General features: G+C 75.1%; 8 protein-coding genes. 7 read left to right on the top strand and 1 reads right to left on the bottom strand.

The features are described from left to right. Nucleotides 1–260: 260 nt before the first annotated feature. A complete protein-coding gene (locus IE329_RS16200; RefSeq protein WP_229927480.1) occupies nt 261–1,598 on the top strand; it encodes an MFS transporter in 1,338 nt (445 codons plus the stop codon). Nucleotides 1,599–1,695: 97 nt separating this feature from the next. Beyond that, nucleotides 1,696–2,682, top strand: coding sequence for an LppU/SCO3897 family protein (locus IE329_RS16195; RefSeq protein ID WP_190211560.1), 987 nt, complete (start codon nt 1,696–1,698; stop codon nt 2,680–2,682). A 95-nt stretch (nt 2,683–2,777) separates the two neighbouring features. Here the strand turns inward: IE329_RS16195 and IE329_RS16190 are convergent, their stop codons facing one another. Next, entirely contained in the window at nt 2,778–4,199 is a 1,422-nt protein-coding gene (locus IE329_RS16190; RefSeq protein WP_190211585.1) for a CCA tRNA nucleotidyltransferase, read from the bottom strand. A gap of 333 nt (nt 4,200–4,532) precedes the next feature. Here IE329_RS16190 and IE329_RS16185 point away from each other — a divergent pair, with 333 nt between their 5' ends. The 5 genes from IE329_RS16185 to IE329_RS16165 all read left to right on the top strand — a co-directional run bounded on the left by IE329_RS16185 (nt 4,533) and on the right by IE329_RS16165 (nt 14,055). Then, complete coding sequence (locus IE329_RS16185) at nt 4,533–6,992, top strand: DUF6049 family protein (RefSeq protein ID WP_190211559.1); 2,460 nt, start codon at nt 4,533–4,535, stop codon at nt 6,990–6,992. Nucleotides 6,993–7,039: 47 nt separating this feature from the next. Beyond that, on the top strand, nt 7,040–9,652 hold the full coding sequence (gene murJ / locus IE329_RS16180; RefSeq protein ID WP_229927479.1) for a murein biosynthesis integral membrane protein MurJ: 2,613 nt from the start codon (nt 7,040–7,042) through the stop codon (nt 9,650–9,652). 285 nt (nt 9,653–9,937) lie between these two features. Continuing rightward, the gene (locus IE329_RS16175; RefSeq protein ID WP_190211558.1) at nt 9,938–12,115 is read left to right on the top strand and encodes a protein kinase family protein; all 2,178 of its coding nucleotides are present in this window, start codon (nt 9,938–9,940) and stop codon (nt 12,113–12,115) included. Nucleotides 12,116–12,262: 147 nt separating this feature from the next. Continuing rightward, entirely contained in the window at nt 12,263–13,090 is an 828-nt protein-coding gene (gene sigM / locus IE329_RS16170; RefSeq protein WP_190211557.1) for an RNA polymerase sigma factor SigM, read from the top strand. Continuing rightward, on the top strand, nt 13,087–14,055 hold the full coding sequence (locus tag IE329_RS16165; protein WP_190211556.1) for an anti-sigma factor: 969 nt from the start codon (nt 13,087–13,089) through the stop codon (nt 14,053–14,055). The genes sigM and IE329_RS16165 overlap by 4 nt, the downstream gene beginning before the upstream one ends. Nucleotides 14,056–14,116 lie beyond the last annotated feature (61 nt).

Raw genomic sequence — 14,116 nt, 5'->3', positions numbered from 1 at the left:
TTGTCCCGGCTGGGCGCTGAGCGTAGCTCGGTTCGCGATTGTCCCGGCTGGGCGCTGAGCGTAGCTCGGTTCGCGATTGTCCCGGCTGGGCGCCGGGCGCGGGGTGCGGCTTCGGTCGTGTCCGTGTGGTGAACCTGCCGGGTCGAACTGACGACTCGTAGGGCTCCGGTGGGGGTCCCGGCATCGCCGGGGCCCCCACTGTCCGTTCCCGGGCGTTGTTTCACGTGAAACAACGCCCGGGGCCGTGGCACTCTTGGCGGGTGGCCATCACAGCGAACGGCAGCACCAGAGCTCCCAACCGTGCCACCCTCACCGGGCTGCTGCGGCAACGGGACTTCCGTCGGCTGCTCACCGCCCGGGTGCTGTCCCAGCTCTCCGACGGCGTCTTCCAGGTCTCGCTGGCCGCCTACGTGGTGTTCTCGCCGGAGAAGCAGTCCTCGCCGGCCGACATCGCCTCGGTGCTCGCGGTGACGCTGCTGCCCTTCTCGGTGATCGGGCCCTTCGCCGGGGTGCTGCTGGACCGCTGGCGGCGCCGGCAGGTGCTCTACCTCGGGAACCTGGCCCGGTTCGGGCTGGGGCTGGTCACCGGCGGCCTGTTGCTGGCCCGCGCGCCGGACTGGCTCTTCTTCACCGCCGCGCTGCTGGTCACCGCGCTCAACCGGTTCATCCTGGCCGGTCTCTCGGCGGCGCTGCCCCGGGTGGTCGACTCGAAGCAGCTGGTCACCGCCAACGCGCTCTCCCCCACCCTCGGTACGGTCGCCGCCGCGATCGGCGGCGGCCTGGGCTTCGTGCTGCACCAGCTGATGCCGCCGGGCGCACGGGCGGACGCCGCGCTGGTCACCCTGGCGGCGCTGCTCTACCTGTCGGCCGCGCTGGCCGCCCGGCGGATGGCGCCGGACCTGCTGGGCCCGGACCGTCACCCCGGCCGGCCCGCGCTGCGGCAGGCCCTCGGCCAGGCCGCCCGGGACCTCGGGGCCGGGGTGCGGCACCTGGTCCGCGACTGCCGGCCGGCCGTCCACGCGATGGCCGCCGTCACCGCGGCCCGGTTCTGCTACGGCGTGCTGATCGTGGTGGTGGTGATGCTCGCCCGCTACACCTTCAACGACCCGGCGGACAGCTCGGGCGGTCTCGCGACCCTGGGCCAGGCCGTGGGTCTCTCGGCCCTCGGGTTCTTCCTGGCCGCCCTGATCAGTCCGTGGTGCACCCGGCGGCTCGGGCTCGCGGGGTGGATGACGGCCTGCCTGACGGCTCCGGTGGTGTTCGTGCCGGCCCTGGGGCTGCCCTTCTCGCTGGTTCCCGGGCTGGCCGCGGCGCTGCTGCTCGGCGTGGTCACCCAGGGCACCAAGATCTGCGCCGACACCGTGGTGCAGGAGTCGGTCGAGGACGAGTTCCGCGGCCGGGTGTTCGCCATCTACGACGTGCTGTTCAACGCCGCCTTCGTCGCCGCGGCGGCGGTGACCGCGCTGGTCCTGCCGCTGTCGGGACGTTCGGCGACGGTGCTGTTGGGCGTCGCGCTGGTGTACGGCGCGGCCGCCCTGCTCTACGCGCGGGCCGCCCGGCGCTCGCCCCCCGAAGCGGGCCAGGTCCGGCCGGGCTGACTCCCCGGTAGGCCCTCGGCGTCACTGACGTGACGGCAACTCGCTAAGGTACGTCAGAAATTGCCGCGCCGGCAGCACTCTGTCACGGGGGACTCATATGAGCACACCGCCCAATCCGTACGGTCAGCCCCAGTACGGCTACCCGCCGCCCGCCCAGCCGCCGTACGGCCAGCCGCCGGCTCCCGGGTTCGGTCCGCCGCCCGCCGCCCCCGGGTTCGGCCCCCCGCAGCCGCCCGCGCCCGGCTACGGCTACCCCGGCGGCCCGGTGCCGCCGCAGCCCGGCCCGCCGGCCCCGCCGTACGGCCAGCCCGGCTTCCCCCCGCCCGGTGGCGGCGGGATGCCCCCGGGCGGCCAGCCCGGCTGGGGCCAGCCGGTTCCGCAGCCGCCCCGCAGGAGCAAGAAGGTCGCGCTGAAGGTCGTCGGCGCGGTCGTCGGTGTGGTCGTGCTGGTCATCGGCTACTTCGTGGTGGGCCCGAGCGTCGGCAGCGCCGCCGTCGGCGACTGCGTGAAGACCAGCGGCGTCTCCGACGTCGACATCGTCAAGTGCACGGACGCCAAGGCCCAGTACAAGGTCATCGCCAAGTACACCGGCACCACGGACACCTCCAAGTGCGAGGCGAACCCGGACTCCACCGCCTCGGTCTGGGGCAAGAGCGGCCGGCGCAGCAGCCGCAAGACCTACGTGCTGTGCCTCGGCCCGCTGAACGGCGCCACCCCCGGGGCCTCCCCGAAGGCCAGCTCCTCGGCCGCGCCGAGCGCCAGCGCCAAGCCGTCGTCCAAGCCGTCGGTCCCGGCCTCCTCCGCCTCGGCCGGCAACCCGGTGCCCAGCGACGTGGACCGCGCGAAGGCCGGCGACTGCCTGCGCAACGACCACGAGACCAGCGCCAACTCGACCCACGACTCGAACCCGGACATCACCATGCTGCCGTGCAGCGACTCCCGGGCGAAGTACAAGGTGATCGCCAAGGTGCTCGGCACCACGGACGGGGACACGGCCTGCGCCAAGTACCCGGACGCGAACAGCTCGTACTACCAGGACAACGGCATCACCAAGTTCGTGCTCTGCCTGGCGGACGTGAACTGACGCCGCCCGCCCCGTGACACGGCGGAGGGGAGCCCGGCCACCGGGCTCCCCTCCGCCGTTCGCGCGCTCCGCCCCCGCCGGGGGCCCGCCCGGGGTCAGTCCTGGGCGGCCCACCAGGCGCGCAGCGCCGCGACGGCGTCCTCGTGCTCCATCGGGCCGTGCTCCAGCCGCAGCTCCAGCATGTGCTTGTAGGCCTTGCCGACCTGCGGGCCCGGCTTCAGCCCGAGCAGCTCCATGATCTGGTTGCCGTCGAGCGCGGGACGGACGGCGTCCAGCTCCTCGCGCTCCTTGAGCTCGGCGATCCGGTCCTCCAGGCCGTCGTAGGTCCGCGACAGCGCGGCGGCCTTCTTCCGGTTGCGGGTGGTGCAGTCCGAGCGGGTCAGCTTGTGCAGGCGCTCCAGCAGCGGGCCCGCGTCGTTGACGTAGCGGCGCACCGCGGAGTCGGTCCACTCGCCGCCGCCGTAGCCGTGGAAGCGCAGGTGCAGCTCGACCAGCCGGGAGACGTCCTCGATCAGGTCCTTGGAGTACTTGAGGTCGCGCATCCGCTTGCGGGTCATCTTGGCGCCCACCATCTCGTGGTGGTGGAAGGAGACCCGGCCGTCCGCCTCGAAGCGCCGGGTGCGGGGCTTGCCGATGTCGTGCAGCAGCGCGGCGAGCCGCAGCACCAGGTCGGGGCCCTCCTGCTCCAGGGCGACGGCCTGCTCCAGCACGGTGAGCGAGTGCTCGTAGACGTCCTTGTGCCGGTGGTGCTCGTCGCTCTCCAGCCGCAGGGCCGGCAGCTCGGGGAGCACGTGGTCGGCGAGGCCGGTGTCGACCAGCAGCCGCAGGCCCTTGACCGGGTGGTCGGAGAGCAGCAGCTTGTTCAGCTCGGCCTGGACCCGCTCGGCGGACACGATGGTGATCCGCTCGGCCATGGCGGTCATCGCCTCGACCACCTCGGGGGCGGGCGTGAAGTCCAGCTGGGCGGCGAAGCGGGCGGCCCGCATCATCCGCAGCGGGTCGTCGGAGAAGGACTCCTCCGGCGTGGCGGGGGTGCGCAGCACCCGCCGCTCCAGGTCGTCCAGGCCGTGGTGCGGGTCGACGAAGCCGCGGCCGGGCAGGTCGACGGCCATCGCGTTGACCGTGAAGTCCCGGCGGACCAGGTCCTCCTCGATGCCGGCGCCGTAGGTCACCTCGGGCTTGCGCGAGGTGCGGTCGTAGGCCTCGGAGCGGTAGGTGGTGATCTCGATCAGGAAGGAGCCCTCGGGCGTGTCCTTGCGCGCGCCGACGGTGCCGAAGGCGATGCCGACGTCCCAGACGGCGTCCGCCCAGCCCTTGACCAGCTTGAGCACCTGCTGCGGGCGGGCGTCGGTGGTGAAGTCCAGGTCGTTGCCGAGCCGGCCGAGCAGCGCGTCCCGCACCGAGCCGCCGACCAGGGCGAGCCGGTGGCCGGCCGCCTGGAAGCGCGCGGCGACCTCGTCGGCGACTGGTGAGACCCTCAGCAGTTCCTGGAGTCCCAGGGTCTGCGCCTCGCTCAGACCGGGGACGGCGGCGGTGGCGGTGCTGGAAGAATGGGCGCTGGGGTCATTGGCAGTGGACACGGCTCACAAGGGTACGGGTCCGGGCAGCCCCGCCGCCCGCGGGTTTGCGGGCGGCCGGTGCCCGGCGCCGGGGGCGCCCACCCGGCGACCCCCAACACTGGGGGCCGGGGATCGTCGTTACCATGCCGGTGGGAGCGAGTCTCGGCCGCGTCAGCGCGACGGCCGCGCCGCGGTGCCATCAAGGCTGTGCGGACGGCGGACTACCGGACAGTACGGCCATTCATCTGGTCATCCGACGATCAGCGATCGAGAACGGCGAGGGCGAAGCGCGTGAGCGAGCCGGCACGGCACTCGGGCCTGGAGACGCACGGACGGCGTGGACGTGCCGGCCGTGGCGGCCGCACCGCGCGGGCGGCCCGCCGGCTCGGGGCCCTCGCGGCGGCCTGCGCCGTGCTGCTGGGCGCCGCCCCGCAGGCCGGCGCCCAGGGCGCACCGGCCGCCGGGGCCCGGCCGGGCCTGGTGACCGAGGTGTCCGGCGAGTACCCGGTGGTCGTGACCATCGACGGTGTCTCCCCCGCCGTGGCCACCCCCAACGGCACCGTGACCATCACCGGCCAGGTGACCAACGGCGGCCGCGCGCCCCTGAAGTCCCCGCACGCCGCCGTCCGCGCCCCGCTCAACCACAAGCCGCTGAACACCCGCAGCGACCTCACCGCGGTCGCCACCCGCAACGACCCGGCGGGCGTGGACGGCGTCGACCTGCCCAGCCCGCAGGCCGCCCTGAACGAACTCGGCCCCGGCCAGAGCCAGCCGTTCACCCTCCAGGTGGCGGTGGCCGACCTCGAACTCGACCGGGAGGGCGCCTACGAGCTCGCGGTCGACGTCCGCGGCTCGACCGGCGACAACCAGCGCGAGCGCCCGCTGGGCATCGCCCGCACCTTCCTCCCGTACAACCCGACCCCGGCCGACGCCCAGCCGACCCAGGTCGCGACGCTCTGGCCGATCACCCACACCCCGGAGCTGGTCGCCCAGACCCTCTCCGACAACGACCAGAGCGTCCCGGTGCTGCGGGACGACAGCCTGGCCGCCGAGTTCGCCCCCGGCGGGCGGCTCTACGAGCTGGTCGACATCGGCGCCGGCCTGACCGCGCCGACCTGGGTGGTCGACCCGGACCTGCTGGACACCGCGTACGCGATGACCAAGCCGTACCGGGTGCAGAAGCCCAACACCGCCGGCCAGTCCGCCAAGGACGAGAACACCACCCAGGGCACCGGCACCGCGGCCGCCGCGGCCTGGCTGGACAAGCTGCGGACGGCCGTCGCCAAGAAGGGCAGCGAGGTCGTCTCGCTGCCCTACGCCGACCCGGACATCGCCTCCATCGCGCACAACGGCGCCGACCTGAACGGCATCGACACCGCCCTGCTGAAGGCCGGCACGGCCGGACAGGTGACGGCGGAGGGCCGGCTGTCGGTGGACGTCCGGGGCGACGTCGCCTGGCCGTACCAGGGCTACCTGGACCAGCAGATCGCCGCCACCGCGCAGCGCGGCGGGGACAACCTGCTGCTGGTGAACGGGGCCAGCCTGCCCGAGGCGGACTCGCTGAAGTACACCCCCGGCGCGGTCCGCCCGCTCGGCAACGGCCAGACCGGCGTGGTCGCGGACAGCACGGTCTCCGGCCTGTTCCAGAGCGACCTGAACACCCCGCAGGCGCAGAGCGAGGCCGTCCAGCGCTTCCTGGCGGAGACCTTCGTGATCACCCGGCAGGAGCCGCACAACCCGCGCGGCCTGCTGGTGATGCCCCCGCGCGGCCTCACCGTGAACACCGCCAGGACCCTCGCGAGCGCCCTGCAGAGCGCCAACGCCGGCCAGTGGACCACCCCGGTGACACTGGACGCCGTGGCCCAGGCCGCCGCCGACCCCAGGGCCAACGGCGCGGTGCCCCCGGCGACCGACTACCCCGGCGAGGCGCGCGCCTCCGAGCTGTCGGCCAAGGCCCTCACCGAGACCATGGCCATCCAGAGCAAGCTCGACCTGCTGATGCGCATCCTCACCCTGCCGCAGCGGGTCCGCGGGCCGTTCAGCGCCGCCATGGTCCGCTCGGTGTCCACCGAGTGGCGCACCCAGGGCCCGGCCGGCGACACCTACCGCGACGGCGTGCGGGACTACCTGGGCGAGCTGTCCCAGGCGGTGCGGGTGCCCAAGAAGGGCGTCATCACCTTCGCCGGCGACACCGGAGTCCTCCAGGTCAGCGTGCGCAACGACCTCACCCAGGCGGTCACCAACCTCAAACTGGTGCTGACCTCCAGCCAGCCCAACCGCCTCAAGGTCGGCGACCCGGCCGACATCGTGCTGGGCGCCTCCCGCAGCGTCACCATGCAGTTCCCCGCCGAGGCGCACAACAACGGGCAGGCCACCATGACCGCCCAGCTGTGGACCACCGGCCCGGACCCGCAGCGCTACGGCGACCCGGTCACCTTCAACGTCATGGTGACCTCGGTGACCGACGGCGTGCTGTACGTGATCGGCGCCGGGCTGCTGCTGATCCTGCTCGCCGCGCTGCGGATCTACCGCCAGCGCAAGAAGCAGGGCGCGGACGCGGACGCCGACGGCGACCGGCCCCTGGACGGCGCCGAGGACGGGGCCGGCCCGGACGACGCCGCGGGCCCGCAGGCGGGCCCGGAGGACGCCGACGAGGGCCCGGACGACGACCGGGACGCCGTGCAGACACTGCGCGGCACCACCGCAGATGGCCGGGATCGGGCCACCGGTGATGAGAAGGTTGGTCCTTGATACCGCCCGACCCCAGGGCGCCCTCCCCCGAACAGCGAAGAGGTGGCATGAGCGGGCCCCGCGAGGAGCGAGCACAGAGCCAGGCCGGTGGACAACAGCCGGCCGAGACGCCGGGCGGCGACTGGTACGTGGCCGACACCTACGCACAGGACCCGTACGCGGCGGACGGCTACGACGGGTACGGGTCCGAGCCGGACCCGTACGGCGTCCAGGCCGGCCGGGAGGGCGGCGCACCGCCGGCCTACGACGTGCCACCGCATCTCCCGCCGCAGGCCAACGGCTACCCGACGCCCGTACCGCCGGCGATGGCACCGCCCGTGCCCCCGGTGCAGCCCGGCTGGGACACGCCGGCCAGGCCCGCCTGGGAGGAGCCGGCGGCGAACCCCGCGCCGCAGCGCCCGGCGGCCCAGGCCCCCGTCACCCCGAACACCGCCCCGGCGGACCCCGGCGCCCCCGCGCCCGGCTCCGGCCCCGGCGCCCGGTGGGGGCAGTGGCAGGAGCCCGCCCGGCCGGAGTCCCCGTGGAACTCCGAGACCACCGAGTACGTCGGCGTGGACGCGCTGTTCGGCGGTGCCCCCCAGCAGCCGCAGCCCGGCCCGCAGCCGGCCCCGTACCCCGACGTACACCCGGCCCAGCAGCCCGGACAGCACCCGGCCCAGCAGCCCGGACAGCACCCGCTCCAGCAGCCCGGTCAGCCCGGCCCCTACCGGCCCGGCGCCCAGCCGATGCCGGCCCCCGGCGGTCCGGCCGCCGGCCACGGCTACCCGGCGCCGCCCTACGCGGCCGGGCCGCCGCAGGGCCAGGGCCCCCAGCCCGGCCCCGGGCACGAGCAGCACCCGGGCCACGGCCAGGGCGGCCAGTTCGTCCCGCCGATCGAGTTCGACCCGCCGCTCTCCGAGCAGGAGGCCACCATGCAGGTGGCGGCGGTCCAGCTGCCGCCCGCCGTGGAGCCGCTGGACGAGGTCGCCGAGGAGCTCGCGGAGGAGCGCCAGGAGGCGCCCCGGCCCGCGAAGGGCGGTGGCGGCGGCAAGGTCGCCGGCCTGCTGAACTCCAGCGCGATCATGGCCGCCGGCACCCTGGTCTCCCGGGGCACCGGCTTCGTCCGCACGATGGTGATCGTCGCGGCGATCGGCGCCGTCCGGATGGGCGACTCGTACAACGCCGCCAACACCCTGCCGACCCTGCTCTACATCCTGATCGGCGGCGGCGCGCTGAACGCCGTCTTCGTGCCGCAGCTGGTCCGCAGCATGAAGCACGACGAGGACGGCGGCGCCGCGTACGCCAACCGGCTGCTGACGCTGGTGATCGTCGGCCTGGCCGGCGTCTCCTTCCTGGCCGTGCTCGGCGCCCCGGTGCTGGTCCAGTTGATCGCGCACGCACTCACCACCGACCAGGCCAGCGCCGACACCACGGTGGCGCTCGCGCGCTACTGCCTCCCCACGATCTTCTTCATGGGCATCCACGTGGTGATGGGGCAGATCCTGAACGCGCGCGGCCGCTTCGGCGCCATGATGTGGACCCCGGTCCTCAACAACATCGTGGTGATCTTCACCTTCGGCGCGTACATCTGGGTCTACGGCGGGTTCAGCTCCACCGAGGTCAACCCGGCCACCATCTCGCCCGAGGGCGTCCGGCTGCTCGGCCTCGGCACCCTGATCGGCCTGGCCGTCCAGGCGCTGGCGATGATCCCGTACCTGCGGGCCGCCGGCTTCAGCTACCGGCCGCGCTTCGACTGGCGCGGCCACGGCCTGGGCAAGGCCGCCCGGCTCGCCAAGTGGACCTTCTTCTTCGTCCTCGCCAACCAGGCCGGCTACCTGGTGATCACCCAGATCGCGGTCGCGGCCGGCATCGACGCCGGTGACAACGGCGCGGGCCTGTCGGCGTTCTCCAACGCCCTGCTGATCTGGCAGCTGCCGCACGCGGTGATCGCCGTCTCGATCATGAGCGCCGTGCTGCCGCGGCTCTCCCGCGCGGCCGCCGACGAGGACGCCGGCACCGTCCGGGACGACATCTCCTACGGCCTGCGCACCACAGCCGTGGCGATCATCCCCGGGGCCTTCCTCTTCCTCTCGCTCGGCCCGGCCATCGCCCGCTCGATCTACGCCGTGGGCGGCCAGCCGCAGGCCCTGGAGAGCGCCACCAACATCGGCCTGATGCTCTCGGCGTTCGCCCTCGGCCTGATCCCGTACTCGATGCAGTACGTCATGCTGCGCGGCTTCTACGCGTACGAGGACACCCGCACCCCGTTCTCCAACACCGTCTGGGTGGCCGGCTGCCAGGCGGGCTTCTCGGTCCTCTGCTACCTGGTGCTGCCCTCGCAGTGGGTGGTCACCGGGATGGCCTTCGGCTACGGTGCCGCCTACGCGGTCGGCGTCGCGGTGGCGATCCCGAAGCTCAAGCGGAAGATCGGCGGCCTGGACACCAAGCGGATCGGCCGCACCTACAGCCGGCTCGCCGCCGCCTGCGTCCCGGCCGCCGCGGTCGGCGTCGGGGTCAGCCTGCTGATCGGCTCGCTGGTCGGCGGCTGGCTGGGCAGCGTACTGACCGTCCTGGTCGCCGGCGCGCTGCAGCTGGCGGTCTTCGCGGTGGTCGCCAAGCGGCTCAAGATCGAGGAACTCAACTCGATGCTCGGGATGGTCCGCGGCCGCCTGGGCCGCTGACCGCACGTCAACCGCGCGGACAGGAAAACCTCCGCCACCCCCGGGTGGCGGCCGCTGGGCCGGATTCGGCGATCGGGTGAGACCCCCGGGAGCGCCGGACCCGGCCCAGCGGCCGATCTGCACCAGATCTCTCCACCGCACGCAACCGCTTGCCCGTCTCAGCGGTCGTACCCGGGGGAGAACAGTGGGCACAATTGACCTGGACCGCCCCGGCCCCCGCGCCGAGGCGATCCAGCGACTTTCTCGGGTCCGGGGCGACACGACCGGGGCGACACAAGGGGAGGCATGACCACGGTGGCTGATGGCACCAAGGCGGTCGTCGACACGCCGGAGGCTGACGAGGCCGCGGACGAGGCTGCGCTGGCCATGGCGATCGACGACCTCGCGGTCGACGGCCCGGCCGGCCCGCAGGACGCGGAGGAGGTCTCCGAGACCACCGCCCCGCTGTCGGCCGACGAGATCGCCGTCGAACTGGCCGCCGGCGCGGCCCTGGCCGCCGCGGCGAAGGCCAAGGCGGCGGCCGACGCCAGGGCCGAGGCGAAGGCCCGGGAGCAGGCCCGGGCCAAGGCGGAGGCAGCGGCCCGGGCGAAGGCGGAGGCCGGGGAGCAGGCCAGGACGGAGGCAGCCGCAGCGGCGGCCGCCAAGGCCGGAGCCAAGGCCGGGAACGGGTCCGCGAGCGACTCCGCGACCGGTACCGCGAGCAACTCCGCGACCGGTACCGGAGCAGGCACCGCGGCGGACGGCAAGGCCGTCGGCGCCACCGCGGCGAAGGCCGCGGCCGCCCCCGGCGGGGCCGCGCAGCCGCTCGCCAGGGCCACCGGCCGTCCGGGCCCGGAGGCCACCGCCAAGGCCCCCGCCAAGGCCGCCCCGAGGGCCACCGCGACCGCCGGCGACACCGGCGGGACGGGCGCCCTCCCGCTCACCCTGCCCGCCCCCCTGCGGCACAGCGGCGACATCATCGGCGGCCGCTACCGGCTGGAGGAGTGCATCTCGCAGTCCGCCACCTTCAGCAGCTGGCGCGCGGTGGACGAGAAGCTGCGCCGCGCCGTCGGCGTCCACCTGATGGCCGCCGGGCACCAGCGCTCCCGCGCCGTGCTGGCCGCCGCGAAGTCCGCCGCCCTGCTCGGTGACCCCCGCTTCGTCCAGGTGCTGGACGCCGTCCAGGAGGGCGAGCTGGTCTACGTCGTCCGGGAGTGGCTGCCCGACGCCTCCGACCTCGCCAAGCTCCTCACCACCGGCCCGATGGAGCCCTACGACGCGTACCAGATGGTCCGCCAGGTCACCGACGCCATCGCCACCGCCCACCGCCGTGGGCAGGCGCACCTGCGGCTCACCCCGCGCTGCGTGCTGCGCACCGAGGGCGGCCAGTACCGGATCAACGGCATCGCCGTGGACGCGGCCCTGCGCGGCCTGCCCGCCGACGACAGCGCGGACGCCGAGCTCACGGACACCCGCGCCATCGGTGTCCTGCTGTACGCGGCGCTGACCCACCGCTGGCCCTTCCCCGAGGACCGCTACGACCTCCAGGGCCTGCCCAAGGGGCTCGGCTGCGTACCGCCCAGCCAGGTCCGGGCCGGCGTCCACAAGGGCCTCTCGGAGCTCGCCGCCCGCACCCTCTGCGACCCGCCGCCGAACCACACCACCCCGATCACCACGCCCGAGGACCTGGCGAAGGCCATCGCGCTGATGCCCCGCATCCGCCAGCCCGAGCCCGAGCTGCCCGCCTTCACCCCGCCCCGGCGCACCCCGCCCGCACCGGCCCCCGTCACCGCCCCGGCCCCGGTCCGCCCGGCCTTCCACGGCCCGCTGCCGTACCCGGCCCGGCCGCGCCGCCGCCGGCTGCGCCGGGTCCTCAAGGCGACGGCCTGGACGGTCGCGCTGGCCGCCGTCGGCTTCTCCTCCTGGCAGCTGGTCGGCCAGCTGCGCGGCGGCAACCACGCCGCCGACACCGCCGGCCCGGCCGTCACCCAGACCGACGGCGCGCACCCGCAGATCGGCGCGCCGGTGAGCGCCGCCCCCGCCGGCACCCCGGTCACGATCGCGGACGTGAAGTCCTTCAACCCGCTCGGCGACTCCCCGGAGAGCGTCCCGAGGCTGCCGCTCACCCACGACGGCAACCCGGACACCACCTGGACCACGCTCGACTACCGGAACCCGCTGCAGATGATCAAGGAGGGCACCGGCCTCCTGGTGGACCTCGGCTCGCCCCAGCAGGTCGGGTCGGTCAGTGTCCAGTTCGTCGGCAGCACCCGGGCCGAGCTGCGCGTCCCGGCCACCCAGTCGGCGGCCGCCCCCGCCAAGCCCGGCGACTACCGCGTGATCGCCCAGAGCACCGGCGCCCAGGCCGAGCTCAAGCCCGACGCCCCGGTGACCACCCGCTACCTCTTGATCTGGATGACCGACCTCCCCAAGGATGGGGGCGTCTGGCACGGCCAGGTGGCCGAGATCAAGGTCACCGGCTGACGACGGGTACGCCCGCCCGGGCCCGCGCCCGCCGGCCGGGCCCGTAGGCGCGCGGCCTGCGGGCGGGACCCTGCGTACGGGTCCTGGGCGGGGCGGGTGCACCCGGCGACGACGACAGGCAGGACGACGAGGGGTGGAAGGGGTGCGATGGCGGACGCCGAGGACAGCGACGCCGAGCTGCTGAGCCGGCACGTCGCCGGCGACCCGGACGCCTTCGGCCTGCTGGTGCGGCGCCACCGCGACCGGCTCTGGGCCGTCGCGCTGCGCACCCTCGGCGACCGCGAGGAGGCCGCAGACGCCGTCCAGGACGCCCTGGTCTCGGCCTTCCGCTCCGCCCACACCTTCCAGGGGCGCTCCGCCGTCACCACCTGGCTGCACCGGATCGTGGTCAACGCCTGCCTCGACCGCGCCCGGCGCACCGCCACCCGGCGCACCGGCCCGCTCGACGACGACCCGCAGCGCCTGGACACCCTGGTCGGCAGCTCCGAGTCCGCCGACCACCCGGTCGTCCGGGCCGAGGTCCGACGCGAGGTGACGGCGGCCCTCGACGCCCTCCCCGCCGAACAGCGCGCCGCCCTGGTGCTGGTCGACATGCAGGGCTACCCGGTCGCCGAGGCGGCCGAGGTGCTCGGCGTCCCGGTCGGCACCGTCAAGAGCCGCTGCGCCCGCGGCCGGGCCCGGCTGCTCCCCCTGGTCCGTCATCTGCGCGAGAACGGGCCCGGCGGCGCGGAGGGCTCGGGCGGCGTGGGCGGCTCCGACCGCTCCGACCGCTCCGACCGCTCCGGGTCGGACACCGCCGCCACGGGCCCGGCGACGCCGGGCGGCACCGCACCGGCCCCGGCGGCACCCGGCGCTGTTTCACGTGAAACAGCGCACGGATCAGGACCCGGGGGGAACCCGTCCGGCCCCCGGTCCGTCACAGGGACGAGCCCCGGCAGCGATCCGATCCTGGAAGGAGATGCGACCGCGCGATGACGCCCCCCACTTCTTCCCCGCATCCGGCCGGACCGCACCCTTCGATCGACGAGCTCGCCGACCTCGCCGAGGAGCTGATCGAGGACCGGGACGCCGCCGATTCCCTCCGCGAGCACCTCACCGGCTGCCCGGAATGCCGCGAGACGCTGGCCGCGCTGGCCGACGTGAGCGAGCTGCTGGGCAGCGTGGAGACCCCGGCGATGCCGGCGGACGTCGCCCGGCGGATCGACGCGGCGCTGGCCGCCGAGGCGGCCGGCCCCGGCCGCCCGAACCCACCCGCCGCCGCCCCGGCCGCCGCCGAGCGTGCCGGCAGCTCCGGACAGCCGGCGGCCGCGCGCCCCCGGCAGGAGCACCGCCCGGCGCCCACCGCCCCGCCCACGGCCCCGCCGGCCGGTCCCGGGCGCGCCCGGCGGCGGTCCCGGCGACGTGTCCTGCTGGGCACCGCCTTCGCCCTGGCCGCGGTGACCCTCGGGGCCCTGCTGCTGCGGACGCCGGCGCCGGACCAGGCCGCGGACACCGCGGCCGGGGCGGCCGCCGCCTCCGCCCCCTCGCTCTCCGCTCCGTCCCCCGGCGTCTCGTCCCCCGGGCTCCCCTCCTTCGGTGGCCCCTCCCTCGGCGGCGGGCAGCGCCCCGGCAGCGAGGCCCCGCAGGAACAGCCGGCGATCAAGGGCGGGGCCCCCGTGTACACCGAGGAGACCCTGGCCGAGCAGGCCCGCCGGCTCGTCCGCGCGGCCTCGCCGTCCGACGGCACCGACCTCAGCACCCGCACCGCACCGCCCTGCGCGCCCGCCGGCACCGGCCCGCTGCTCGCCGACGGGCGCGGCACCTTCGGGGGCGTCCCCGTGGACGTCCTGGTGTACGCGGTGCCGGGGGACCCGGGCCGGCTCGACGTCTACCTGGTCGCGAGCGACTGCGGCGCCGCCCCTGCGACGGTCCTGCTGCACCGGAGCGTGCCGGCCGGGTGACCGGGGCCGGCCTTCTCCGCCCCGACCGGCACACCCCGGCGTCCCCGGTCGGCACACCCCG

Origin of the sequence: Kitasatospora indigofera (assembly GCF_014655955.1) — a bacterium.
Classification (GTDB): Bacteria; Actinomycetota; Actinomycetes; order Streptomycetales; family Streptomycetaceae; genus Kitasatospora; species Kitasatospora indigofera.
This window is presented reverse-complemented; position numbering and strand designations above follow the sequence as displayed.

Coding starts and splice junctions, on each gene's coding strand:
- IE329_RS16195 (WP_190211560.1), top strand. CDS start 1,696: ATGAGCACACCGCCCAATCCGTACGGTCAGCCCCAGTACGGCTACCCG.
- murJ (WP_229927479.1), top strand. CDS start 7,040: ATGAGCGGGCCCCGCGAGGAGCGAGCACAGAGCCAGGCCGGTGGACAA.
- IE329_RS16175 (WP_190211558.1), top strand. CDS start 9,938: ATGACCACGGTGGCTGATGGCACCAAGGCGGTCGTCGACACGCCGGAG.
- sigM (WP_190211557.1), top strand. CDS start 12,263: ATGGCGGACGCCGAGGACAGCGACGCCGAGCTGCTGAGCCGGCACGTC.
- IE329_RS16165 (WP_190211556.1), top strand. CDS start 13,087: ATGACGCCCCCCACTTCTTCCCCGCATCCGGCCGGACCGCACCCTTCG.